Raw genomic sequence first — 23986 nt, 5'->3', positions numbered from 1 at the left:
AGCGCTAGGAAAATTTAAAGAAAGCTTTGTGAACTTTGCGTAAAACTTTGCACTCTTTGCGGTTAAATAGAAAACTATTTTCCTGTAAATACAGCTTTTCTTTTTTCTAAGAATGCTGTGGTTCCTTCGATGAAATCTTTAGTTCCGAAGCATTTTCCAAAAGATTTTATCTCAGTTTCAAAACCATTTTTACCATCTTTATAATTGGTGTTTATAGCTTTAATCGCTTTAGAAATGGCGTATGGAGCATTTTTGATTATCTTCTCTGCAATAGTGTTGCAATAAGCAATAAGCTCATTTTGAGGAACTACATGATTTACCAATCCATATTGTTTCGCTTCTTCTGCATTAATCATTCCTGCTGTCATAATCATTTCCATTGCACGACCTTTACCTACAAGTTGAGGTAAACGTTGTGTTCCACCGTATCCAGGAATAAGCCCTAGAGAAACTTCTGGTAATCCCATTTTTGCATTATCAGATGCAATTCGGAAATGACAAGCCATCGCCAATTCTAATCCACCACCAAGAGCAAAACCATTAACGGCAGCAATAACCGGTTTCTTTAAATTTTCGATAAAATCAAATAATTTCTCTTGACCCTCTGCAGCCAATGCTGTTCCTTCTTCGATGGAATAATTTGCAAATTCCGAAATATCAGCTCCAGCTACAAATGCTTTTTCACCGCTTCCAGTTAAAACAATCACACGAACGTCATTGTTTTTGGCCAATAATTTAAAAGCTTTTTGCAAATCATTAATCGTTGTTTTGTTCAAAGCATTAAGCTTCGTAGGACGATTAATTGTAATAGTTGCAATTTTCTCTTCGATCGAGATTAATATATTTTCGTAGTTCATGATACTGTTTTTTATGAGTTTGTAATTGGTAATGTAACCGTAAATGTGGTTCCTTTTCCGTATTCTGTTTCAAAGGTAATTGTTCCTTTATAATTTTCGATGATGTTTTTTATAATTCCAAGTCCAAGACCCATTCCGCTATTTTTAGTAGTGAATTTTGGTTCGAAAACCCTTTCGATATCCTGCTTTTGTATTCCTATTCCATTGTCTTTTACTGTTATCTCTACATTGTCGCCTTGTCTTTTTACAGTAACCAGAATCGATTTGTGATGTTGGTGTTCAGGAATCGCTTGTGTAGCATTTTTAACCAAATTGGTAATAATTCGGATTAGTTGCGTTCGATCCATTTTTGAAATAATCTCTTCCTCTTCACTTTGAAAAACTAGATACTCCTCATTAAAGATATCCAGCGAAAGTTCGACTACTTCAACCACATTAAGTGTTTCATTTTGTTGGGCAGGCATCGAAGCAAAATTAGAAAAGGCTGAAGCTACTGCACTCATAGTATCTATTTGCTGAATTAACGTTTCGGAGTAATCATTCAGTTTTTGTTTAACATCTGGTGCTGCCGGGTCAAATTTTCTTTGGAAACTCTGTACCGTCAAACGCATTGGCGTAAGCGGATTTTTAATTTCGTGTGCAACTTGCTTTGCCATTTCGCGCCAAGCTTCCTCACGTTCGCTTTGAGCCAGTTTTATGGCACTTTTCTCGAGTTTTTCCACCATTCCGTTGTAAGACTTGATTAGGAAGTTAATCTCCTTGCTGCTGGCTTCAAGAACAATCATTTCGTTCTTTTGATTCAGATTAGTTTCACTCAGTTTATCCGAAATGGTTTTTAATGATTTGGTGATATACGTTGATAAGAAATAAGCCAAAGCAAATGCTACAATAAGCATAAAGGAATACACCTGACCTAAACGAATTAAAAAAGTATTTAACTCATTTTCATAATAACCATCATCTTCAATATATGGCAAATTCAAAATACCAAGCGGTTTGAATTTCTCATCTTTTATTAAACTATAAGAGGAACGGTTTTTTACTCCATCTTGAGTTTTTATATCTACAAAGCGTTTTTCTATTGATGAACGAACTAGTTTTAAAATGTATTCTGGGATTGGTGGAGCAACTTTATCAACAGCAAAAGACTCTTTGGATGATTTTAAGAGCTCTCCTTTAAGGCTGTAAATGTTGATTTCGATATTATGAATTTGAGCCAATTCATGGATTTTATCTTTAAAAATTAGATCTAAGTTGGCTGTTTTTAAAGGATAAGTTGTAGTAGATAAAACATAGTTGATATGTTCTTTTACAGCATTTTCTTTGCGTTCCAAACGCTCTTGATGGTATTCTTTGGCCTCATTCTTAAACTGAATAATCGAAATCGAAGCTAATAAAACAGAAGCAACAACAATCAATACAATCATCGAAAGGAATATCCTTACGCGCAACGAAAGCATCGACATTTTGAAGTTGTTAAGCATGTTTTTAAATTATGAATTGTAAGTTGTTAATTATGAATTACCAGTGCTAGGTTTTAAATTTATCATTAATAATTCAGCATTAACAATTTATAATTATTTTTTCTCACGAAGACGTTTATAAAATTGAAAACCCAACATGATTAAAACCGAAAACAATATAATCCCGATTACACCATAAATCCAATTGACTGCATTTTTTAAAACAACTAGAAACACCACAGAAAAAAGGATTATTGTTGCACCTTCATTCCACAAACGCATGAAATTGTTAGTATGTTTTACTTCGTCATTTTGTAATTGCTTGAATATTTGATGGCATTTCCCATGATATAAATATAATAAAAAAACGAAGCAAAGTTTTACGTGCATCCAAGGCATTTGCAACCACAATTTTCCTAAATCGGTAAAAAATAGCATCCAGAAAGCAAATATACTTGCCAAAACAGCTGATGGCCAAGTGATAATATACCACAATCGATACGTCATTATCTTGTATTGCTTTTGCAAAATTTCTTTCTCTGGCGATGGTTTATCGTTGGCTTCGATTTGATAAACAAATAATCGAACGATATAAAACAGTCCGGCAAACCAAGTGATTACAAAGATGAGATGAAGTGATTTCAGGTAGTTGTAATATTCCATTAGTTAGATTTAATAGTTTTGGACACAAGTTGTGTCCATTTTAATTGTTTTATTTAACCGAAGCCCAATCTTTAATCCAGTTACTTACCGTTATACACCATTCGTCATCATCATTTAAACAAGGAATTGCTAAGAAATCTTCGCCACCATTTTCTTGAAAATCTTCTTTGGCACGCATTGCAATTTCTTCAAGTGTTTCTAAACAATCGGTAACAAATGCAGGAGTTACAACAGCAATTCTCTTAATTCCTTTTGCAGGCATATTGTTAATTTCAATATCGGTATAAGGTTCTAACCATTTGTCTCCTGCCAATCTTGATTGAAAAGTAACACAATATTTTTCTTTAGGGATTCCTAATTGCTCTACAATTAAACGGGTTGTTTCATAGCAATGAGTTCTATAGCAAAATTCAGCCTCGGGAGTACCAACTTCGCAACACATTACGTCGGTTACAAATTTTTTATGCGACTTAGTTTTGTCGGTTTTACGAACATGACGTTCTGGGATTCCGTGATAAGAAAAGACAAGTTGGTCGTAATCAAAACCTGTTAAGTGTTTTTTTATAGAATCGGCCAAGTTTTTAATGTAATCTGGTTTATTGTAAAATGCAGGTACATCGGTAAATTTCATGTTAGGAAATTTCTTTTTACGAATTTCTTCGGCTTTAACCAAAATTGTTAAAGTCGACGCCATTGCGTATTGCGGATACAAAGGGAAAAGTAATACTTCGGTAACGCCTTTATCGTGTAACTCCTGAAGTCCTTTTTCGATTGTCATGCTGCCATAACGCATAGCCAATGAAACAGGAATATCAACCAATGGTTGTACTTTTTTATGCATTCTTTCAGAGAGGACTACTAGAGGGGAACCTTGATCCCACCAAATCTTTGCGTAAGCATGTGCCGATTCTTCTGGCCTTTTTCTTAAGATGATTCCACGAACTAATAATGCTCTCAATAAATACGGAACGTCAATCACGTATTTATCCATTAAAAATTCATCTAAATATGGTTTTACATCTTTTGGGGTTGGGCTTTCGGGTGAACCCAGATTTACTAATAATACGCCTTTCATTATAATTTTATTGCTTTAGGCTTTAAGCTTTAGGCTTTAAGCATTTGTTCGTTTAAATTTTTGTCAAAAGTATGTAATGTTACTTTTTAGAAATATGATAAATATTATTTTTTATTTATGTTTTGATATAGAAAATTGATATTAAGAGAATTTTTGATTATGCTGTCTAATTCTTTTTGCATTTTCTCTTTCCAATCCTTGCTGTTTCTCTTTTCGAGGTAAACATCAGTTATTTTATGATACTCTTTAATCGCCTTATTCATTTTCTTGTCCCCTATAACGCAACCTTGATTCTGTTTAAATAAACCATATTTTTTATAAATACTATTCATTTTATTTTGTTTTAGCAATTGTTTTTTTGCTTTAAGTGAATCGGGATAAATGAAAAGCAAACCGTAAGTAAATATTTTTACACTATCTGTTTTAATATCATGTAATGCCTGATTTTTATATTCATTTATTAATGAGATTTCTTTTGATTTACAACTCAAACAAACAATTAATATTAGAAAAATGATTCTTTTCATCATTAAACATTTGTATTAATCGACATCAAATATTTTTTTGGAGTTGTTGCAAATTTCTTTTTAAAAGCTGCAATAAAATGACTTCCAGTGCTATATCCTATTTTTAAGCCTACTTCGTTTACGTTATAAGACCCGCTGTCGAGTAATTTTCGGGCATAATCCATTTTATAGTCGAATAGAAAGCCGTAAACAGTATCACCATAAATTTGCTTGAAACCCATTTTTAGTTTCTTCAAATTCAAACCAATTTCATCTGCCAATTCCTGTAAACCTGGTGGTTCAGCCATATTAGCGATAATGATTTCTTTGGCCTTTCGTATTTTTAAAACGTTGTCTTCATCTATTAAAAACGGACATTGTTCGGCATTTGGGTCTTCGGTTCTATTAAAGTATAAACTCAATAACTCATATCCTTTGCCTTTATAATATAGGTTTTTTATAGAGGGATGTAAGTTATAATGAAATAGCTGACTAAGAACTATTGCCATCGATGGACTAATATTTCCTTCGTTATAATATTTCTTATCTTTATTATCGGCACTTAAAAAAGTGATGTAATCGGCTTCGGTTGAGAATAATGCATGAAATTTCTTAATCGAAATGATTACCGATATAACCCAAGAATTCGGTGCGAGCTCTAAATGAAGAGGTAATTCTTTTTGAGGATTGTATAAAAGAAGCGATTTTTCCTCTTTCAATTCCAATGCATAATTGCCTTGATTGAATAGGAATTTTGCTTTTCCTTTTATACCAAAGTGAAACTGTATCAGGCCACTACCGATTTCTCGCTGGGCATTGAATACCTCGGTGCTGTCATTCTGAAAACGAATAAGCGTAAAGTCGTCTTCAATTTTTATAATTTCTTGAGAACTCATAGCGATATTTTTTTTTGCTAAAAATGAAAGTTAGTTCGGTATCTTATTTAGAATAGCTCTAAATAAAACGATTCAAATGACTTGATTTTGCTGCAAAAATAACGTTTTTTGCAGAATTACAACCAATTAGAATTAAAAAAACACACAGCGACACAAAAAGTACTTTGAGCGTTACTTTTATAAATACTATAATGATAATTTTGTTGCACTTTTATGATAAGGGTATTTATGGAAAATAATAACGTATCGAAACATCACTATTTTTATTCAGTTGGACTGAGCTATAAAAAGGCCGATGCTGCGATTAGAGGTAAGTTTAGTTTAGACGCAGTTGCGAAAACGCGCCTATTGGAACAAGCCAAGAATGAAGGAATTGAAAGTTTAATTGTCACATCTACATGTAACCGTACAGAAATATATGGTTTTGCCGAACATCCTTTTCAGCTTATAAAATTAATTTGCGAAAACAGTAATGGTTCTATTGAAGAATTTCAAAAAGTTGGTTTCGTATATAAAAATCAAGAAGCAATCAATCATCTTTTCCGTGTAGGAACTGGTTTAGACAGTCAGATTCTAGGTGATTTTGAGATTATTGCTCAAATAAAAACTAGCTTTACACAATCAAAATCCTTTGGTTTAGCCAATACTTTTATCGAAAGATTAGTAAATGCAGTGATTCAGGCTAGTAAAAAAATCAAAAATGAAACCGAAATAAGTTCAGGTGCTACTTCAGTATCTTTCGCTTCGGTTCAATATATTATAAAAAACGTTGAAGATATCGGTAACAAAAATATTTTGTTATTTGGTACAGGAAAAATTGGAAGAAATACCTGTGAGAATTTAGTAAAACATACTAAAAACGAGCATATCACTTTGATAAACCGTACTAAGGATAAAGCCGAAAAACTAGCTGGAAAATTAAACCTGATTGTAAAAGATTATTCAGAGCTACATCTTGAACTACAAAAGGCCGATGTTGTTGTTGTGGCAACGGGCGCACAAAACCCTACAGTTGATAAAGCAATCCTAAATCTTAAAAAGCCTTTATTGATTCTGGATTTATCGATTCCTAAAAATGTTAATGAAAATGTAGAAGAATTGGAAGGTGTTACATTAATCCACATGGATTATTTGTCTCAACTTACAGATGAAACATTAGAGAATCGTAAGAAACACATCCCTGCTGCCGAAGGTATCATTGAAGAAATTAAGGAAGAATTTGTAACCTGGACCAAAGGGAGAAAATTTGCGCCAACTATTAATGCTTTAAAAGAAAAACTGAATGCGATAAAAAATTCAGAATTGGATTTCCAAAGTAAAAAAATAGCTGGTTTTAATGAGGAACAAGCCGAAATTATCAGCGCAAGAATCATTCAAAAGATTACAACTCATTTTGCCAATCACCTAAAAGATGATGATACTATGGTAGATGAAAGCATCGAATGGATTGAAAAAGTATTTAAAATTATCCCCCTAGCCCCCAAAGGGGGAAATGTATAAAAAGAACGCAATGAAAAACGATTCAACACCACTTCCCCCTTCGGGGGTTAGGGGGAGTAAAATTATAAGAATAGGAACTCGCGATAGCGAATTGGCTCTTTGGCAAGCGCATACGGTCGAGAAAAAACTAAACGATTTAGGATATAAAACCAAAATTATTGCTGTTAAATCGCAAGGTGATATATTACTTGATAAACCTCTTTACGAACTCGGAATCACAGGAATCTTTACCAAAACACTAGATATTGCCATGATTAATGGCGAAATAGATATTGCAGTGCATTCTATGAAAGATGTTCCTACGGCTTTGCCAAAAGGAATTGTTCAGGCTGCTGTTCTGGAAAGAGCCAATTCATTAGATATTTTGGTTCATAAAGGCAATCTAGATTTCTTAAATGGGTCTGGTATTATTGCAACCGGAAGTTTACGTCGCCAGGCACAATGGTTAAACAAATACCCAAATCATAATGTAGTCGATTTACGTGGAAACGTTAATACGCGTATGCAAAAATTAAATGATAGTGATTGGAGCGGAGCCGTTTTTGCAGCAGCAGGACTAGAAAGAATCAATTTAAAACCAGAAAACTATATTAATCTGGATTGGATGATTCCGGCACCGGCTCAAGGTGCAATGGTTGTTGTAGCAATGGAAAACGACAATTTTGCATTGGATGCTCTAACCCAACTTAATGATATTGAAACAGAAATTGTTACTTATATCGAACGTCAGTTTTTAAGAACATTAGAAGGTGGTTGTACTGCGCCAATAGGTGCTTTGGTTCAATATGATGAAGAAGAAGACACACTTCATTTTCAAGGTGCTTTATTCTCATTGGATGGAAAAGTAAAAATGGAAATCGATAAGATTGTTCCAATTGAAGAATGGAAAAAATTAGGTTTTAATATGGCACAGGAAATTCTTGGGAATGGTGGTGCAGAATTAATGAAAACTATTAAAGAATCACTAAAAAAATAATGGCAAAATCAATTCAAATAGTATCTACGAAAGTACTTTCGAACATTCAGAGACAAGAATTGCAAAAGGCAAATATTGATGTAATCGAAGCAAATTTCATTGAAACCCAAAATAAACCTTTTAAGATTCAGGATATCAATGAAAATTTGATTTTTACGAGTCAAAATGCAGTTCATAGTATTCTAGCTGATCCAAAATCTGAAGAATTAAAAAGTAAAAATGTTTTTTGTGTAGGTTTAAAAACAAAAATTCTATTATCAGAAAGTGGATTTAATGTTGTGGCTTATACTGGTTATGCTGCAGACTTAGCCGAAATAATTACTTTGATTTATTCCAATGAAAGTTATACATTTTTTAGTGGAAATCTTCGAAGAGAAACATTGCCAAAAGCTTTAAAAGATGCTAGTGTAAAATTGAATGAAATTCAGGTTTACGAAACGTCCTTAACACCTCAGAAAATTAAAACTACAGCTGAAGGAATTTTATTTTTTAGTCCGTCTGGTGTTGAAAGTTATTTGGAAGAGAATACTATTAAGAATGAAAAATGCTTTTGTATTGGAGAAACCACCGCAGAAGCTTTAGAAAAAATAACAAAAAACATCATTATCGCCGATCAACCAACTGTTGAAGATGTGCTTGAAGATGTAATAGCAGAGTATAGCAATAAGCTTTAAGCTATAAAAGCAAAAAAAAGACAAAAAAACGCTTGGTATTAAACCGGAAGCAAAAATTATAGACAAACAAAATGGCTAAAGCCTAAAGCTTAAAGCCCAAAGCAAATAAAAACAATGTTAAAAAACGACCTATTTTTAAAAGCACTTAAAGGAGAAACTGTTCAACGTCCGCCAGTTTGGATGATGCGTCAGGCAGGAAGATATTTGCCGGAATTTATTGCTTTACGTGATAAATATGATTTTTTCACTCGTTGTCAAACGCCAGAATTAGCTGCAGAAATCACTGTACAGCCAATTCGCCGTATTGCTCCGGATGCAGCTATTTTATTCTCGGATATCTTAGTAGTTCCTCAAGCAATGGGGATCGAAGTATTGATGAAAGAGAATTTTGGTCCGTTTTTGCCAAATCCTATTCGTACCATGCAAGATGTTCAGAGAGTTTATATTCCGGACATTCAGGAAAGCCTTGGTTACGTAATGGACGCGATTAAACTAACAAAGGAAATGCTTAATGATGAGGTGCCTTTGATTGGTTTTGCAGGTTCTCCTTGGACAATTTTTTGTTATGCTGTAGAAGGTAAAGGTTCAAAAAGTTTTGATACTGCCAAAGGATTTTGTTTTTCAAATCCAGCAGCAGCACACACATTGTTACAAAAAATCACAGATACAACCATATTATACTTAAAAGAAAAGGTAAAAGCGGGAGTTGATGCCGTTCAGATTTTTGATTCTTGGGGTGGAATGCTTTCGCCTGTTGATTATCAGGAATTTTCATGGAAATACATGAACCAGATTGTTGAAGCTTTGGCCGATCATGCTCCGGTAATTGTTTTCGGAAAAGGATGTTGGTTTGCTTTAGGCGAAATGGGTCAAAGTCGTGCTTCGGCATTAGGAGTTGACTGGACTTGTTCGGCAAGAAACGCTCGTTACTTATCTGGAGGAAACATTACATTACAAGGAAATTTTGATCCATCAAGATTATTTTCTCCAATTCCAACCATTAAAAAAATGGTACACCAAATGATTGATGAGTTCGGAAAAGACAAATATATTGTAAATTTAGGTCACGGAATTTTACCAAATGTTCCTGTAGATCACGCTAAAGCATTTATTGACGCGGTTAAAGAATACGGGAACTAGAGTTTAGGTTATAGTACTCAGTCGCAGTTTTTTCTCCTGCAAGGTTTTTAAAACCTTGTAGGTGTAAAATGATTTAGCTGCTTATGTTGGACAAACCTACAAGGTTTTAAAAACCTTGCAGGTTGAAAACCAATAATATAAAAAATGAAGCTGGAGGTTTTGGAAAGAGATTGCTATTATCATATCTACAATAGAGGGATTAATAGTACTTTTATTTTTAAAAATGATGAGAACAAAAGCTTCTTTTTAAGGAAGTTATCAGATCATTTGTCAGCTAAAGTTTCGATATTAGCATATTGCTTAATGAATAATCATTTTCATTTAGTTATTCAGGTTATTGAAGAAGAAAAACAAGTAACACAGGCATTTTCTAATTTTTTTAATTCCTATGTTAAAGCATTTAATAAGCAAACAAATAGAACAGGAAGCCTTTTTGAAAAGCATTTTAAAAGGATAAAGTTGGATAATGAGAATTATTTGAAACAATTGATTGTTTATGTCAATTTGAATCCTAAACATCATTTTGATTTAAATTTTGTTGACTACAGGTTTTCTTCATATCAAGCAATTATTTCTAATTTGGAAACTAAAATAGAAAGAGAAGAAGTTTTAAGTTTGTTTGGAGGTATTGAGAATTTCGTTTTTCGTCATAATCAAAAGAATGATATTTTAACAGAAATGTATACTTTTGAGTAGATGATTTCTACCTGTTTTCAAAGAAGTCAATGATGAGGAAAGTTTTGGATGAATTTAATTAAAAGTAATACCTACAAGGTTTTTAAAACTTTGTAGGAAACAAGAAAAACATGCTAAACAAAGGATTACGAGACGAAGAAAGCACCCGAATAGACAATGTCCTTAAAGTATTAATGTCTATTGGATTCTTGCCTAAATTTTGGAATATCGAAGATATCAGTCTTATAGATGATGAGCTTAAAAGTTTTGGCTTAAGTGTTGAGAGTATGGAAAATCTTGAAGAAAAAGATTTAATCACACTCTTGCTTCGATGTCATTTAGACTGGAATCAATTAGAGCAATTTGGAGATTTTCTAGTTAAATTTTCTGTTGTTGAAAATTATAATTTTTCAGGAAAAGCAATTGCTATTTATGAATATGTTCAGCAAGAAAGTAAGACTTTTTCATTTGGAATCATTAGTAAAATAGCAGCCGCTAGAAAATAAAACAAACTTTATGAGTCTTATTAATTGGAAATTAGAAAGAATTGAGAATGTTCTTCCAGAAGAATTTTATAAATTAATTGATAAGAATAAAAAACATATCGAGAAAACCTTTCCGGTAACATTATCTCATTGCTTGGATTTAGAAAGCGCACAAAAATTTATAGCCTTTAGTTCTGATAAAGAAAAGAATAAAGAAGGGTATCACTTTTATGCCCGTAATATCGAAACAGGTGATTTAATTGGGTATTTATGCGTGAAAAGCATTGATAATCGTATCTCAAAGTGTGAATTAGGCTATTTTATCGATGAAGATTTTCAGGGAAAAGGAATAATTTCAGGACTTGTTTCACAAACACTAGATTTTTGTTTTAATGAACTCTCGATGAACAAGGTCTTTATTTGTACTTCACAAATTAATTTAGCGAGTCAGCGTATTGCGTTAAAACACAACTTTCAACAAGAAGGAATTCTGCGAGATGAATTTAAAGATGGAGACGGCATATTAGAAAATGTCGTTTATTTTGGCTTACTTAAATTAGATTACAATTCAAATGAAAGAACAATTTTATAAATATATACAAAGCCTTCAGGATACAATCGTTTCAGGATTAGAAGCGGTTGATGGTCAAGCCAAATTCCGTGAAGATATTTGGGAGCGCCCAGAAGGCGGAGGAGGAAGAACACGTGTAATCGAGAACGGAGCAGTTTTTGAAAAAGGCGGCGTTAATATATCGGCAGTTCATGGGAAATTACCAGAAGCCATGCAAAAAATGTTTAATGTAGGTGAAGCTGATTTCTTTGCTTGTGGACTAAGCTTGGTTTTACATCCAAGAAGCCCAATGGTTCCAACAGTTCATGCCAATTGGCGCTATTTTGAAATGTATGATGATGAAGGAAATGTAATTCAGCAATGGTTTGGCGGAGGTCAGGATTTAACGCCTTATTATTTGTTTGAAAAAGATGCTAAGCATTTTCATCAGATTTGTAAAACAGCTTGTGATAAACATAATCCAGAGTTTTATCCAAAATATAAAAAACAATGCGACACTTATTTTTGGAATGCACATCGTAATGAAGCCCGCGGAATAGGAGGATTGTTCTTTGATTATTGCAAAGCGACAGACGAAATGAGCATGCAGGATTGGTACAATTTTGTTACCGAAGTAGGGAATAGTTTCTTAGAAGCCTACGTTCCAATTGTCGAAAGAAGAAAAATTCTGTTATATACAGAGGAACAAAGAACATGGCAAGAAATTCGTCGTGGTCGTTATGTCGAGTTTAACCTAGTTCATGATAAAGGGACTTTATTTGGTTTAAAAACTAATGGCCGAATCGAGAGTATCTTAATGAGTTTGCCACCTCACGTACAATGGGTTTATGATCATCATCCCGAAGTAGGAAGCGATGAAGAAAAATTAATAAATGCGTTAGAAAATCCAGTTAATTGGGTTTAATGGTTCTATCAAGACACTATATTTATAGATTTCGTCGAGTATTATTGGGGTAATATATATTTATCAGGAAATTTAAAATTCGTAAATTAGCTACAAACTTGTAGAGAAATATAAGGAATGAATTTAAAATTGATTTATATAGTGTTTTTGGGAAGCATTTTTGGGTGTTTTGCTCAAAAGGATTCGCTTCAGAATCCTTATTTTAAATCTTATGATGATAAAATAACCACTAGTATTTATTATTTAGATACTTCAAATAGTTTTCAGATTGGTTTTGACTCTGATGGACAAAAGAAATATGTAGATCTTAATCCAAATCGTAAAGAACAATTAGGGTTAGGCTTGAGTTACCAATTTATAGACATAAGCTTAGGTTTCGCACCAAAGTTTTTTAGCGTAAACAAAGACAACTCAGACTCTCAATTATTTAGTCTTAATACCCATTTTTACCATAAAAAATGGATGCAGTCTTTTACTTTTATAAATCAGAAGGGGTTCTATATAAGCGATGACGATGTAAGTGTGTTTTTACCAAAAATGCGCACAACAAAGATTGGCGGATCCACTTCGTATATTTTCAATGATAATTTCTCTTATAAAACATTAGTCAATCAAAACGAATGGCAAATGAAGAGTTCAGGAAGTTTTATCCCAAGTTTTTCATTTTATTATACTAATCTTAATTTAAATAATACTCCAGATTCTTCTAATGCTGATATTTATGTTTTTTCGTTAGCACCCTCTTATTTTTATAACTTTGTGATTAGTGACCGTGTTTTAATTGGAGCCGGAATTGCTTTTGGAACTGGAATAATTGATATTGATGGAGACGTTTCTGCCCTATATCAATTAGATTTTAATTTAAAGTTAGCATATAATAGAGATCGTTTTTTTGCTTTTGCTAGTTTAAATACAATCAGTTTTATGCAGAATGATAAAGCCGAAGCCCGCTTAAACGATAATGTATCAACAATAAAGTTTAGTCTTGGGTATCGATTTAATCCTCCAAAGAAAGTAAAAGAGGTTTATGAAAAAGCAGATCATATAATAGGCTTGTAATATTTAAATTAATCTAAAATCTTCTGTTTACAATCTAAAATAAAATAGTATGGAAAAGAGAAATGTACATATGAATATGGCACAATTAAACCGTATGCATTCTGGAAAAGGATTTATTGCTGCATTAGATCAAAGTGGAGGGAGTACGCCAAAGGCATTAACACAATATGGTGTGCCAGAAAGTAGTTATACAAATGATGAAGAAATGTATAGAATTGTACATGAAATGAGAACTCGTATTATTAAGAGTCCTGCGTTTGATAGTGAGTATATTTTGGGTGCTATTTTGTTTGAAAATACAATGGATCGCAAGATCGAAGGGCAATGGACTGCCGACTATTTATGGGAGAAAAAAAATATAGTTCCTTTTTTAAAAGTCGATAAAGGACTTGCAGATTTTGTAAATGGAGTGCAATTGATGAAGCCTATTTCCAATCTAGATGAATTGTTAACACGAGCTGTAGAGCGAAATGTTTTTGGGACTAAGATGCGTTCCGTTATTAAAGAAGCAAATGTCATAGGAATTCGCGAAGTAGTTGGGCAGCAATTTGCAGTAGGTATGCAAATCGTAGAAAAAGGACTTATCCCTATTATTGAGCCAGAGGTCGATATTTATAGCGCCGATAAAGAAAAGGCGGAAGATATTCTAAAAGAAGAAATTATAAAAGCACTTAGTTTACTAGATAAAGATGTGAAAGTGATGCTAAAACTCTCGATCCCAACGGTGAATAACTTTTATAGTGAGCTAATGTCAGATCCACATATTGTGCGAGTTGTGGCGTTATCCGGCGGATACTCCAGGGAGGAAGCCAATCAGAAACTGTCACAAAACCACGGATTGATTGCAAGTTTTTCACGTGCATTATCTGAGGGACTTACGGCAGGTCAGTCTGATGATGAGTTTAATAGTAAACTAAGTAAGGCAATTGCAGCGATATATGCAGCTTCTATTACATAAGATTGAAAAAATAGGATTATAAAAAAAGAGAGTTTGCATGGTGCGTCTCTCTTTTTGTATAATTTAATCAAAATTCTATTATTTGCGAAGTTCTTCAATAAAATCAAGTGTTTGCAGAATGATGTTTTTATTCGATTTCAATGAATTTAATTTCAATTCGAATGTCAATTTATTATCAATCAGTTTTTTTGAAGATTGAAGTGTAACATCACTAAACTGTGTTGCAAATTGATCGATTTTTTTAATATCAGCAGTTTTTGTTACCGTAGTATGGCTATAAGCATTAGATATTTCAGGAATATTTAGTTTTGCTAAAAAGTAATTTTGCTTTAATTCCTTTTTTACTTCTTTAATAAATGACCCATTGTTAGAGTTAAAGTAATCATGGCTATTTGCTATTACTACAACATCATTATCTTTTATGATAAATAAGTCACCATATTCCCCTTTAGTTCCTGTGATCTCATAATAGTTTCCTTTTTGTACCAACATCTTTTTACGAATTCCTAACTGTATAAGCTTGTCGCCAAATGTTGGATGTGTTGAGGTAAATACCATTGAAAAAAGCGGAATTGATTTCTTTTCTTTTTTCTCAACTTCTATTTGCTCGTAGTTCTCATCATATTCAAATGATTTGGTTGTTATCTCACGTTTGGTAATATTATTTAAGAATAGGCTTAAATCACCATCAAAAAGAGTCGCTGTGGCATCTTCATCAACCAAAGTCGAAATTAAATCGGTAATGATGGTTATGTCGTCTTTTATGAGTGCGCTATTGTTTAAAATCTCTGCGGTTAAAGACGGAATATTTTTTAAGGCTTCTTTGGTATTAAGATGATAAGTCATATAACCTAAAGGTTTCTTATCTGGAAAATAATTAAAAATGTTTTTATTGATTTTGCGGTTGGTTATCTTGCCTATAATATCGGCTATAGGTTTAGAATATTCAATAACTTCTTCAACGCGAGCATTACCATTATCAAAATAAAAATCAAGATTGATGCCCTTTATAAAATTCCCTAAGTTCTTTTGCGTGGGTAAGAATTTATTATAAATAGTAAATTGTGATAGGCTGCTATAAGTGTCATAAAAAGAAGACATTGCAGAATTGTAATTAATCCAAGAAGAAATATCTGCGGCAGTATTTATCTTTTCAGATGAGGGAGCGGTGAATCCTTTTTCAAAAAGAGATTTGATAAACTCATTTCGTTGTATGGTTTGCAAACTGTCAAAAGTTGTTCGTCCATGCTCATATTCAGTATAATAATTATCGGTAGCAATTGTAGTGGTGTCTATGGTTTTCTCTGAACCATAAGGAGTAGTTACATCAACCGGTGTTTCTCCAACAGAGATTTCTTCCTGAGGAGTATATAAATTAGAACTGTATTTTTTGGTAAATCCTACAATTACAAGATAGTTATCATTCCATGCCATAGAACTTCTTTTATCTGCGGCAGTTAATAGGGAATATAAAGGAAAGTTCTCGATTGTAGCTGTTGGAAGAGAATCTGTATCTTTTTTTGCATGCAGTTTTTGCATGAATTGAGTAATGTCATTTCTGTTCTTAACAGGAATTGTAACTTGATAATAGGGGATACTATCGGTGAAATTTCCGTGAACGCTTATTTTTTGGTCTAATTTAAAAAGAGTTGCATATTGATTGATGTTAAAATCTGGCTGATCTTCTTTGTATTTCCTGATTAAAGGATGGTTCAATACATCCATAATGTTTACTTTTTTGGATAGTTGATCACCATTGAATTGAACAATATAATCATATGGCTTTATGTTGGTTTGACCATTGGCCAGTAAGGTTGCTAGAAGAATTAAATAGGTAAAAAACTGTTTCATAGTACTAGGGAATTAATTGGATTGTATTATTCATTAAAGATGATTTTTTAAGTACACTATACATATTTTGTTTTAAAAAAACCGTCTTTTTGTTTTTTGAGATTTTACTATTGGGATTATCTGTTGCGGCAATATCACGGTCAAAAGTGTAAATAGATATAATATTAGCTTGTTCTAAATCCTGCTTTTTCTTTGGATCTTTTATCAGATTTTCAGGAATAGGGTAGGACGCAATCCTTTCGAAAGTCTTATTATTGCTGCTAAAGTGTATTTGATTAGTTTTATTATTTATACTGTTAACAACTTCATTCAATGCATTTAAATTCGCATAATCGAGCTTAATAATGAAAATATAATTTTCAAAATCAGTTTTAGTACTTACGTTCGTAATTCCGTCTATTTTTAAAGCTTTCGCTTTAAAATCAGCTAGTTTCTTAGTGATTTCCTGTTCATTTGGGATTTTTACACCATCGACTTCTTCCAGCCAAATAGCCGATTTAGTTTTGAACCACGATTTCGAAAAATCAACCATAAGTGTGTATTCGCCACTTTGATCGTCATGGTGTTTGATTCGTTCTGTTATCTCAAAACATCCTGTCAAGAGCAAACAGCAGCATAAAGCGAGAATTTTCTTCATTTAGCAAATTTAAATCTAAATATTTGAATAACCATGATATAAGAAGGCTATCAAAAATATTTTAAAGGCATTAAATTTTAGATAATATTAACGCATTCTAAAGGATGCTAAAAGCCTTATTCTGTTGATTTTTCTTTAACTTTGCGACACAATTTTAATTTCAACTTTAAAACGAATGTTAATACTTTTTTTGCATTAGCATACTTCTTAAAAATTTATAAAAAACATTTATGTTCCCACTACAAAGAAACCGCCGTTTAAGAACTAATGAATCTATTCGCTCTTTAGTTCGTGAAACTACACTAAGTCCAAATGATTTTATGCTTCCTATGTTTATTGCCGAAGGAAAAGATGTAAAAGTCGCCATTCCGTCCATGCCGGGAATCTACCGTCATTCATTAGACAATACCATAAAAGAAGTAAAAGAAGCTTGGGCATTAGGGATAAAAGCAGTTAATCTTTATGTAAAAGTGAGCGAAAACCTTAAAGACAACAAAGGGGTAGAAGCTTGGAACAAAGATGGATTAATGCAGCAAGCCATTCGTGCAATAAAAGATGCAGTTCCAGAAATGATTGTAATGCCAGATGTAGCACTAGACCCATTCTCTATTTACGGACATGACGGAATTATAGAAAACGGACAAATTATAAACGATGCAACGGTAGATGCATTAACTCGTATGAGTTTAAGCCATGCCGATGCAGGAGCCGATTTTGTTGCGCCAAGCGATATGATGGACGGACGCGTTCTTGCAATCCGTAAAGCATTAGAAGAAAGCGGACACCACAATGTAGGAATCATGAGTTATAGTGCTAAGTATGCTTCGGCATTCTACGGGCCATTCCGTGATGCATTAGATTCTGCTCCAGTAAATATGCAAGAAGTTCCAAAGGACAAAAAAACATACCAAATGGATTATGCTAACCGTATCGAAGGAATCCGTGAAGCATTACTAGATGTTGAGGAAGGGGCAGATATCGTTATGGTAAAACCAGGAATTGCTTATCTAGATATCGTTCGCGAGATAAAAGATGCCGTTCATGTACCAGTTGCAGTATACCAAGTTTCGGGAGAATACGCTATGGTAAAGGCCGCAGCCGAAAGAGGATGGTTAGATCACGACAAAGTCATGATAGAGCAACTACATTGCATTAAGAGAGCAGGAGCCAGTATTATCACGACTTATTTTGCTAAAGAGGCTTCAGTGATTTTAAATAAGTAAAAGATTGAAATACATAAAGCATGAAAAAAATAATACTTGCATTTGCAATACTTGCGTTCATTTCTTGTAAAAAAGAAGAGAAAACAACAATCGATAATTCCGGAATGCCAAGCGAAGAAACTGCTACTTCAGCAGCTAAAACGCCAGAAGAATTAGGAAAAGCAATTTTTGAGGGACAAGGGAACTGTTTTGCTTGCCATCAGGTAGACCAAAAAGTTATTGGTCCAAGCATTAAAGAAATTGCCAAAATTTACAAAGAGAAAAACGGAGATATCGTTACATTCCTTAAAGGAAAAGGCGAACCAATAGTCGACCCAAGCCAGTTTGAAGTCATGAAAACCAATTTTCCTGTAACACAAGCCATGTCCGACGAAGAACTAAAAGCGCTCGAAGCCTATTTTTATAGCTTTTTAAAGTAGGAGCTAATCCTGCTCCCGAAACTTCGGGACGCTATATCTTATGTTTTTAAGAAAAACATAAAGGATGCCGCTTCTATCGGAGCTAAAAAACTAAAACCATTCGTATTTACGAGTGGTTTTTTTATACCTGCAAGGTTTTTAAAACCACAACTTTGTTTTTCTGAGCGTAGTCGAAGAATCTCCACAATAAAGGAGATCTTTGTCAAAGTTTTGAACTTTGACAAAGGTTGCGTAAAGATTCCGATTGTAAAATCTGCGTGACATTTACCGCAATTTTGTCCTTCTGAGTGGAGTCGAAGAATTTCCACAATAAAGGAGACCTTTTCAAAGTTCAAAACTAAGGGGGCAAGAAAGCAGATTTCATGTGCTAAAAAAACTCTAATTTCTTAAGTTTTATCATATTTTAGACATTGCCCACGGTTTCAACCTTGGGATGCCGATTATAATAATGCATTGCGCACCAACGGTTGAAACCGTTGGCAATGTTTATAGCGTGAAATTCACCGCAAGCTTGTCCTTCTGAGAGAAGTGTAGAAGTATTTATAAGTGGCTAAACAATAGTTGATTGATGTTAATCACCTAAAGTAAGCTTTTGTAGAAATTCAAAACATTGGCAAAGGTTACAATGAAAGCTCGAAAAGAATCGCAAATCTTTACCGTTATTTTTTTTACTTTTATAACATGGAAACAGCATACATTAATTCGCCTTTAGGAATCACCAAAATTGTTGGTGACGAAAACGGAATCTCAGAGATTACTGTTGCTAACGCCGGTGATAATGCGGTTTCGGATATAATTGCAACAGAGTTGCAAGAAGCTGTTTCGCAACTAAAGGATTACTTTTTAGGCAAAAGAACCGATTTCGATTTTAAGCTAAACCCTAAAGGAACAGATTTTCAGCAAAGAGTTTGGAAAGGATTACTTGAGATTCCTTTTGGTAAAACCATGAGTTATTTAGAACTATCAAAAAAACTAGGAGATGTCAAAGCAATTCGTGCCGTAGCATCGGCCAATGGTAAAAATCCACTTTGGATAGTTGTTCCATGCCATCGAGTAATAGGAACCGATGGTTCATTAACAGGATATGCTGGCGGATTATGGCGAAAAAAATGGCTGTTAGATCATGAAAATCCTCTAAAACAACAAAGCCTGTTTTGATTTTCCCAAGATTAATTTCCTTAATTTTGAAAGTGTCAAAATTTAACTACATTTATACAGGTGATGAATTAGCGAGAATTAGTGCAATTCGTGTTTAAAAGTATAATACCTACAAGGTCAGGAAAAAGACCTTGCAGGATAACGATAAGAATTGATGATTCAAGATCTATTTAATAATTCAAACAATCCAATAATCTAAAAAGTCTAAGTAAGTCTAAAAGTCTAAGTTGTCTAAAAAATGATTGAAAAAATAAACCTAAACAACATCCTTTTTCTAGATATAGAAACCGTTGCCGAAACAGCCGATTTCGGAGAACTAGATGATGAGATGAAAGAACTTTGGGAGCACAAAACGCAATACCAGCGTAAAGAAGACTTTACCGCCGAAGAGTTTTATGATCGTGCCGGAATTTGGGCAGAGTTTGGAAAAATCGTTTGTATTTCTGTTGGGTATTTTACCATCAAAGGCGATGTTCGAAATTTTAGAGTAACATCGTTTTTTGGAGATGAGGTAAAAATCCTGAAAGACTTCAATAATCTACTAAACAATCATTACAATAAACCATACCACGTTTTATGCGGACATAATGCAAAGGAATTTGATATTCCGTTTATTGCCAGACGAATGATTATCAATCAAATTGCAATTCCAGACAAGTTGAATTTATTTGGGAAAAAACCTTGGGAAATTCCGCATTTAGATACGTTGGAACTATGGAAATTTGGTGATTATAAGCATTTTACTTCACTAAAATTATTGACTAAAATCTTGGGAGTTCCTTCTCCAAAAGGAGATATTGACGGAAGTCAGGTAGGACATGTTTTTTATGTTGAGAAAGACATCGACCGAATCGTAACCTATTGCGAAAAAGATACGATTGCTGTAGCCCAGATTTTCCTGCGTTTACGACGAGAAGATTTATTGATCGATGATGAAATTATTCATGTTTAGGGTAATTCTATGAAAAACAAAATTTTGTTTTACTGTCTTTTTTTAATTGGATTTATTTCGTTTTTTTTACCATTTAGAAGAGATATGATTATTGGTTGTGGAATTGGAGTCAGTCAAATAGACTACATATATAACAGTTTGTTTGAAATCTACATCGAAAACTTAAATCTTGACAAATTTGATTTTTTACATGTTCTTGATATAATCTTACAATCCTTAGAGTTGTCAGTTTGTTTTTTATCAGTGTTTTTGTACATGTTTAGGCAGAATGTAATTCTTATTGTTTTAAACTTATTTTCTGTACTCTTTCTTATTTCATTGGCGTTTGCAAACACATTTCAAGATTTTGGAATTGGTTACTATATTTTAATTATTCAGCAACTTGTTCTCTTGGTTTTAATTTTTAGATTAAAATCTAACAATCGTCAAAAGCGTAATTAATTTCTTTAAACTTAATTTTTTAGAATGATACATCAGGAAATTTCACATCATCGGTTAGTTTCTCAAAAACTGTACAAAAAAACACCAAGTTCTCCGCAAGATGTTGTACATCATTTAGGTGCGATGCAAGCTCAGGATTATGCAATGGCAAAGTGGGCGATTGGTTCCCGTTGCGATGCTACCGAAAAAGCAATAGAAGAAGCTATAAATTCTGCAGAAATTATCCGAACACATATATTACGCCCAACCTGGCATTTTGTTGCTGCCGAAGATATTCATTGGATGTTAGATGTTTCAGGACCTCAAGTTAAACGTATTGTAGCTTCTTATGTGAAAAAATATGGATATGATACTAAGAAACTTGACCAGATTAATACCTCTATCGAAAAGATATTAGCTGGTAATAATCATCTAACTCGGGATGAAATTATGCAGGAACTTAATATCAATAAGGTTTCTAGCGATGATTTTTTGAGCGGTCCAATCATGATGTACGCAGAATCTGTTGGTTTAGTCTGTAATGGAAAAATGAAAGGCAAGCAAATAACGTATGCCTTGCTGGATGAAAGAGTTGCAAAGCCAAAAACGAAATTATCTAAAGACGAGGCTTTGGCTAAACTAGCCAAGCGTTATTTTGAAAGTCATGGTCCGGCAACCTTATTAGACTTTTCGTGGTGGTCAGGTTTTTCGCCTACAGCTTGTAAACAGGTTATTAGTTTGATTGAATCAGAATTGAACTCGGTTGAAATTGACAATCAAAAATATTGGTTTGGAACAAATTTTACCGTTGAGGATAACTTTCGCGAAAGCGTACATTTTCTTCCCGCGTTCGATGAGATTTTAATTTCGTATAAAACGCGTGAAGCGTCTATTTTGCAAGAACATCAATCAAAGGCATTTACCAATAACGGTATTTTTAGACCGATTATTTTAGAAAACGGTAAAGTCATCGGAACTTGGAAAAGAACCATCAAAAAAGATCATGCGAAAATAGAAACACAATTTTTTCATGAAACTGAAGATGCTAAAAAGACAGTTTTGTTTGATGGTATTAAGTCTTTTGAAAATTATCTTGAAACCAAAATTGTTATTGAGTAAATAGTAACGGTGGTTTTATATACCGTTATTACAAAATGATTAACGCAACATTATTGCTTTTTATTCAAGCGTAGTGTTTTCAAGGTTTTAGGATGAATATTTAATGATTTCTATAGATACAATGCTTCACGAAACATATAAAAACTTCATCAGGAGTGTATGATTTATGACGATAATTAGAGCTCATTGCTTTAATACTATCGAAGGTGAGATGTTAAAATTGAATAATATTTTTTCGATCTATAACAAATACTTCGAGTTTCATCAGTAAAATGGTTGTGCATTTTATTGCTAAATAATTACATTTACAAAAAATATATAATTATGGTGTTAAGTAGATTTTGGCTAGCGATATTTATTTCGTCAATTGCTTTTATTGTAATCAGTTTGTTTACTGGTAATACATATACTATTGATTATGTATTGAATGGCAAGAAAGACGAGCCTGTTTTAATCTCTGAAAAGTATATTGAGCAAGTTCCTGCTTTTATCAGAGATAGTATTAAAAAAGCGCCAGACAACACTATTATCATTAATCGTGATGAGGCTAATGCTGACACGACCTATGTTTATAAAAATAAAACTGTAAAGATTTTTAGCGGAGTTCAAAAATCAGACGGTTTATTACCTACTTGTAAGAGTACTTTGGTCGATTTAATTCTTCCACTTATTGCTTATTTGGCGTTTTTCTGCGGATTAATGGAGCTTTTAATCATTTCTGGAGCTTCAGGAAAATTAGCTAAAGGCTTGAGTCCAGTGTTTGTAAAAGTGTTCCCTAGTATCCCGAAAAATCACCCATCGATTTCGTATATGACCTTGAATTTTGCGGCAAACTTTTTAGGATTAGATTCTGCGGCCACTCCGTTTGGTCTTAAAGCCATGGAGAGTTTACAAGAAATAAACCCTGATAAGGATAAAGCCAGTGATGCACAAATTATGTTTATGTGTTTGCATGCATCGGGTCTTACATTAATTGCAACTTCTATCATTGGGTATCGTGCTGCCGCTGGTGCTACAAACCCAGCCGATGTAATGTTGCCTTGTATTATTACCTCTTTTATCGGAACAATTGCTGCTTTTTTAATTGTTGGAATCAAACAAAAAATCAATTTCAAAAGTGCTTCTTTGGTTGTAGGCTTGATGGTTATGATTGCTGCCATTGTTGGACTTTTATTCTATGTAAATAGTTTAGATTTAATTGGTAAAAATTTCTTTACATCAAATCTTTCAGGATTAATATTGTTTGCAATCATTGGGTTTACGTTGGTTTTCTCCCTTAGGCATGAGAAAAAATTTATTGATGCCGATACTACCGTTTTTGATGCATTTGTAGTAGGAGCAAATAATGGAGTTAAAACAGGAGTTACAATTTTTCCTTATGTTTTAGGGATGTTGGTGGCTATTTCATTGTTTAGAAACAGTGGTTTATTTGAAATTATCAGCCATTGGATCGCCTTTATTTTCTCGAATATGGGAGTGAGCAAAGAAATTACCGATGCGTTGCCAGTTGCAATGCTTCGTCCTTTTAGTTCTGCAGGTTCACGTGGATTCCTAATTGACTCGATGAATACTTTTGGAGCAGATTCTATGACTGGAAGATTGAGTAGTATTTTTCAATGTAGTGCCGAAAGTACTTTTTACGTAATTGCAGTTTACTTTGGGTCTGTAAACATAAAAAATACCCGTTACGCTTTAGGAACTATGCTTTTGGTTGATGTAATTTGTGTGATTACAGCTATATTTGTGGCGAGTTGGTTTTTTTAGTAAACGGCATTTAAATTAATAATTATATAAAAATTGAATAG

The 23986-nt window shown here is 33.3% G+C and carries 24 protein-coding genes; 16 read left to right on the top strand and 8 right to left on the bottom strand.

All coding sequences use genetic code 11. The features are described from left to right. Positions 1-74: 74 nt before the first annotated feature. The 6 genes from OIU83_RS22325 to OIU83_RS22300 form a co-directional block, all read right to left on the bottom strand. A complete protein-coding gene (locus OIU83_RS22325) occupies positions 75-857 on the bottom strand; it encodes an enoyl-CoA hydratase/isomerase family protein (RefSeq protein ID WP_264208484.1) in 783 nt (260 codons plus the stop codon). An 11-nt stretch (positions 858-868) separates the two neighbouring features. After that, the gene (locus OIU83_RS22320; RefSeq protein WP_264208486.1) at positions 869-2284 is read right to left on the bottom strand and encodes an ATP-binding protein; all 1416 of its coding nucleotides are present in this window, start codon (positions 2282-2284) and stop codon (positions 869-871) included. 150 nt (positions 2285-2434) lie between these two features. Next, the gene (locus OIU83_RS22315) at positions 2435-2983 is read right to left on the bottom strand and encodes a CopD family protein (protein ID WP_264208483.1); all 549 of its coding nucleotides are present in this window, start codon (positions 2981-2983) and stop codon (positions 2435-2437) included. A gap of 49 nt (positions 2984-3032) precedes the next feature. Beyond that, positions 3033-4058, bottom strand: coding sequence for a ferrochelatase (gene hemH / locus OIU83_RS22310; protein WP_264208482.1), 1026 nt, complete (start codon positions 4056-4058; stop codon positions 3033-3035). A 104-nt stretch (positions 4059-4162) separates the two neighbouring features. After that, complete coding sequence (locus OIU83_RS22305; protein WP_264208481.1) at positions 4163-4588, bottom strand: FEKKY domain-containing protein; 426 nt, start codon at positions 4586-4588, stop codon at positions 4163-4165. Further along, positions 4588-5460, bottom strand: coding sequence for a helix-turn-helix domain-containing protein (locus OIU83_RS22300; protein ID WP_264208480.1), 873 nt, complete (start codon positions 5458-5460; stop codon positions 4588-4590). Before OIU83_RS22300 ends, OIU83_RS22305 begins: the two co-directional genes overlap by 1 nt. Before the next feature lie 228 nt (positions 5461-5688). On the opposite strand from OIU83_RS22300, the gene hemA reads away from it, so the two are divergent. From hemA to OIU83_RS22250, 10 genes are all read left to right on the top strand, one after another. Then, positions 5689-6960: a glutamyl-tRNA reductase gene (gene hemA / locus OIU83_RS22295; RefSeq protein ID WP_264208479.1), complete on the top strand. Its 1272-nt coding sequence runs from the start codon at positions 5689-5691 to the stop codon at positions 6958-6960. A 10-nt stretch (positions 6961-6970) separates the two neighbouring features. Beyond that, entirely contained in the window at positions 6971-7936 is a 966-nt protein-coding gene (gene hemC / locus OIU83_RS22290) for a hydroxymethylbilane synthase (RefSeq protein ID WP_264208478.1), read from the top strand. Further along, positions 7936-8610, top strand: coding sequence for a uroporphyrinogen-III synthase (locus OIU83_RS22285; protein WP_264208477.1), 675 nt, complete (start codon positions 7936-7938; stop codon positions 8608-8610). Before hemC ends, OIU83_RS22285 begins: the two co-directional genes overlap by 1 nt. Before the next feature lie 114 nt (positions 8611-8724). After that, positions 8725-9750, top strand: a complete 1026-nt coding sequence (hemE, locus tag OIU83_RS22280) for a uroporphyrinogen decarboxylase (protein WP_039118433.1) — start codon at positions 8725-8727, stop codon at positions 9748-9750. A gap of 144 nt (positions 9751-9894) precedes the next feature. After that, positions 9895-10446 carry a transposase gene (locus OIU83_RS22275; RefSeq protein ID WP_264208476.1) on the top strand — a complete coding sequence of 184 codons (552 nt, stop codon included), beginning with the start codon at positions 9895-9897 and terminating at the stop codon, positions 10444-10446. Between the two features lie 110 nt (positions 10447-10556). After that, the gene (locus OIU83_RS22270; RefSeq protein ID WP_264208475.1) at positions 10557-10931 is read left to right on the top strand and encodes a hypothetical protein; all 375 of its coding nucleotides are present in this window, start codon (positions 10557-10559) and stop codon (positions 10929-10931) included. Between the two features lie 10 nt (positions 10932-10941). Then, on the top strand, positions 10942-11502 hold the full coding sequence (locus tag OIU83_RS22265) for a GNAT family N-acetyltransferase (RefSeq protein ID WP_264208474.1): 561 nt from the start codon (positions 10942-10944) through the stop codon (positions 11500-11502). Beyond that, positions 11483-12385 carry an oxygen-dependent coproporphyrinogen oxidase gene (hemF, locus tag OIU83_RS22260; protein ID WP_264208473.1) on the top strand — a complete coding sequence of 301 codons (903 nt, stop codon included), beginning with the start codon at positions 11483-11485 and terminating at the stop codon, positions 12383-12385. Before OIU83_RS22265 ends, hemF begins: the two co-directional genes overlap by 20 nt. Positions 12386-12502: 117 nt before the next feature. Then, the gene (locus OIU83_RS22255; RefSeq protein ID WP_264208472.1) at positions 12503-13444 is read left to right on the top strand and encodes a DUF4421 domain-containing protein; all 942 of its coding nucleotides are present in this window, start codon (positions 12503-12505) and stop codon (positions 13442-13444) included. A gap of 70 nt (positions 13445-13514) precedes the next feature. After that, positions 13515-14402 carry a fructose bisphosphate aldolase gene (locus OIU83_RS22250; protein ID WP_264208485.1) on the top strand — a complete coding sequence of 296 codons (888 nt, stop codon included), beginning with the start codon at positions 13515-13517 and terminating at the stop codon, positions 14400-14402. Positions 14403-14480: 78 nt separating this feature from the next. Here OIU83_RS22250 and OIU83_RS22245 read toward each other — a convergent pair whose 3' ends face one another. Next, positions 14481-16253 (bottom strand): hypothetical protein, encoded by a 1773-nt coding sequence (locus OIU83_RS22245; RefSeq protein WP_264208471.1) that lies wholly within the window; start codon positions 16251-16253, stop codon positions 14481-14483. A gap of 4 nt (positions 16254-16257) precedes the next feature. Further along, positions 16258-16890, bottom strand: coding sequence for a hypothetical protein (locus tag OIU83_RS22240; protein ID WP_264208470.1), 633 nt, complete (start codon positions 16888-16890; stop codon positions 16258-16260). 230 nt (positions 16891-17120) lie between these two features. Here OIU83_RS22240 and hemB point away from each other — a divergent pair, with 230 nt between their 5' ends. From hemB to OIU83_RS22210, 6 genes are all read left to right on the top strand, one after another. Continuing rightward, complete coding sequence (gene hemB, locus OIU83_RS22235) at positions 17121-18113, top strand: porphobilinogen synthase (RefSeq protein WP_264208469.1); 993 nt, start codon at positions 17121-17123, stop codon at positions 18111-18113. Positions 18114-18133: 20 nt separating this feature from the next. After that, the gene (locus tag OIU83_RS22230; protein ID WP_264208468.1) at positions 18134-18532 is read left to right on the top strand and encodes a c-type cytochrome; all 399 of its coding nucleotides are present in this window, start codon (positions 18134-18136) and stop codon (positions 18530-18532) included. A 681-nt stretch (positions 18533-19213) separates the two neighbouring features. Continuing rightward, entirely contained in the window at positions 19214-19690 is a 477-nt protein-coding gene (locus OIU83_RS22225) for a methylated-DNA--[protein]-cysteine S-methyltransferase (protein ID WP_264208467.1), read from the top strand. Positions 19691-19928: 238 nt separating this feature from the next. Then, positions 19929-20642, top strand: coding sequence for a 3'-5' exonuclease (locus tag OIU83_RS22220; protein ID WP_264208466.1), 714 nt, complete (start codon positions 19929-19931; stop codon positions 20640-20642). A gap of 465 nt (positions 20643-21107) precedes the next feature. Continuing rightward, the gene (locus OIU83_RS22215) at positions 21108-22181 is read left to right on the top strand and encodes a winged helix DNA-binding domain-containing protein (RefSeq protein WP_264208465.1); all 1074 of its coding nucleotides are present in this window, start codon (positions 21108-21110) and stop codon (positions 22179-22181) included. A gap of 324 nt (positions 22182-22505) precedes the next feature. Then, positions 22506-23945 (top strand): nucleoside recognition domain-containing protein, encoded by a 1440-nt coding sequence (locus OIU83_RS22210; RefSeq protein WP_264208464.1) that lies wholly within the window; start codon positions 22506-22508, stop codon positions 23943-23945. Positions 23946-23986 lie beyond the last annotated feature (41 nt).

The organism is Flavobacterium shii (assembly GCF_025847235.1).
Classification (GTDB): Bacteria; Bacteroidota; Bacteroidia; order Flavobacteriales; family Flavobacteriaceae; genus Flavobacterium; species Flavobacterium shii.
The sequence above is the reverse complement of the archived record's forward strand: the minus strand, read 5'-3'. Positions and strand labels throughout refer to the sequence as shown.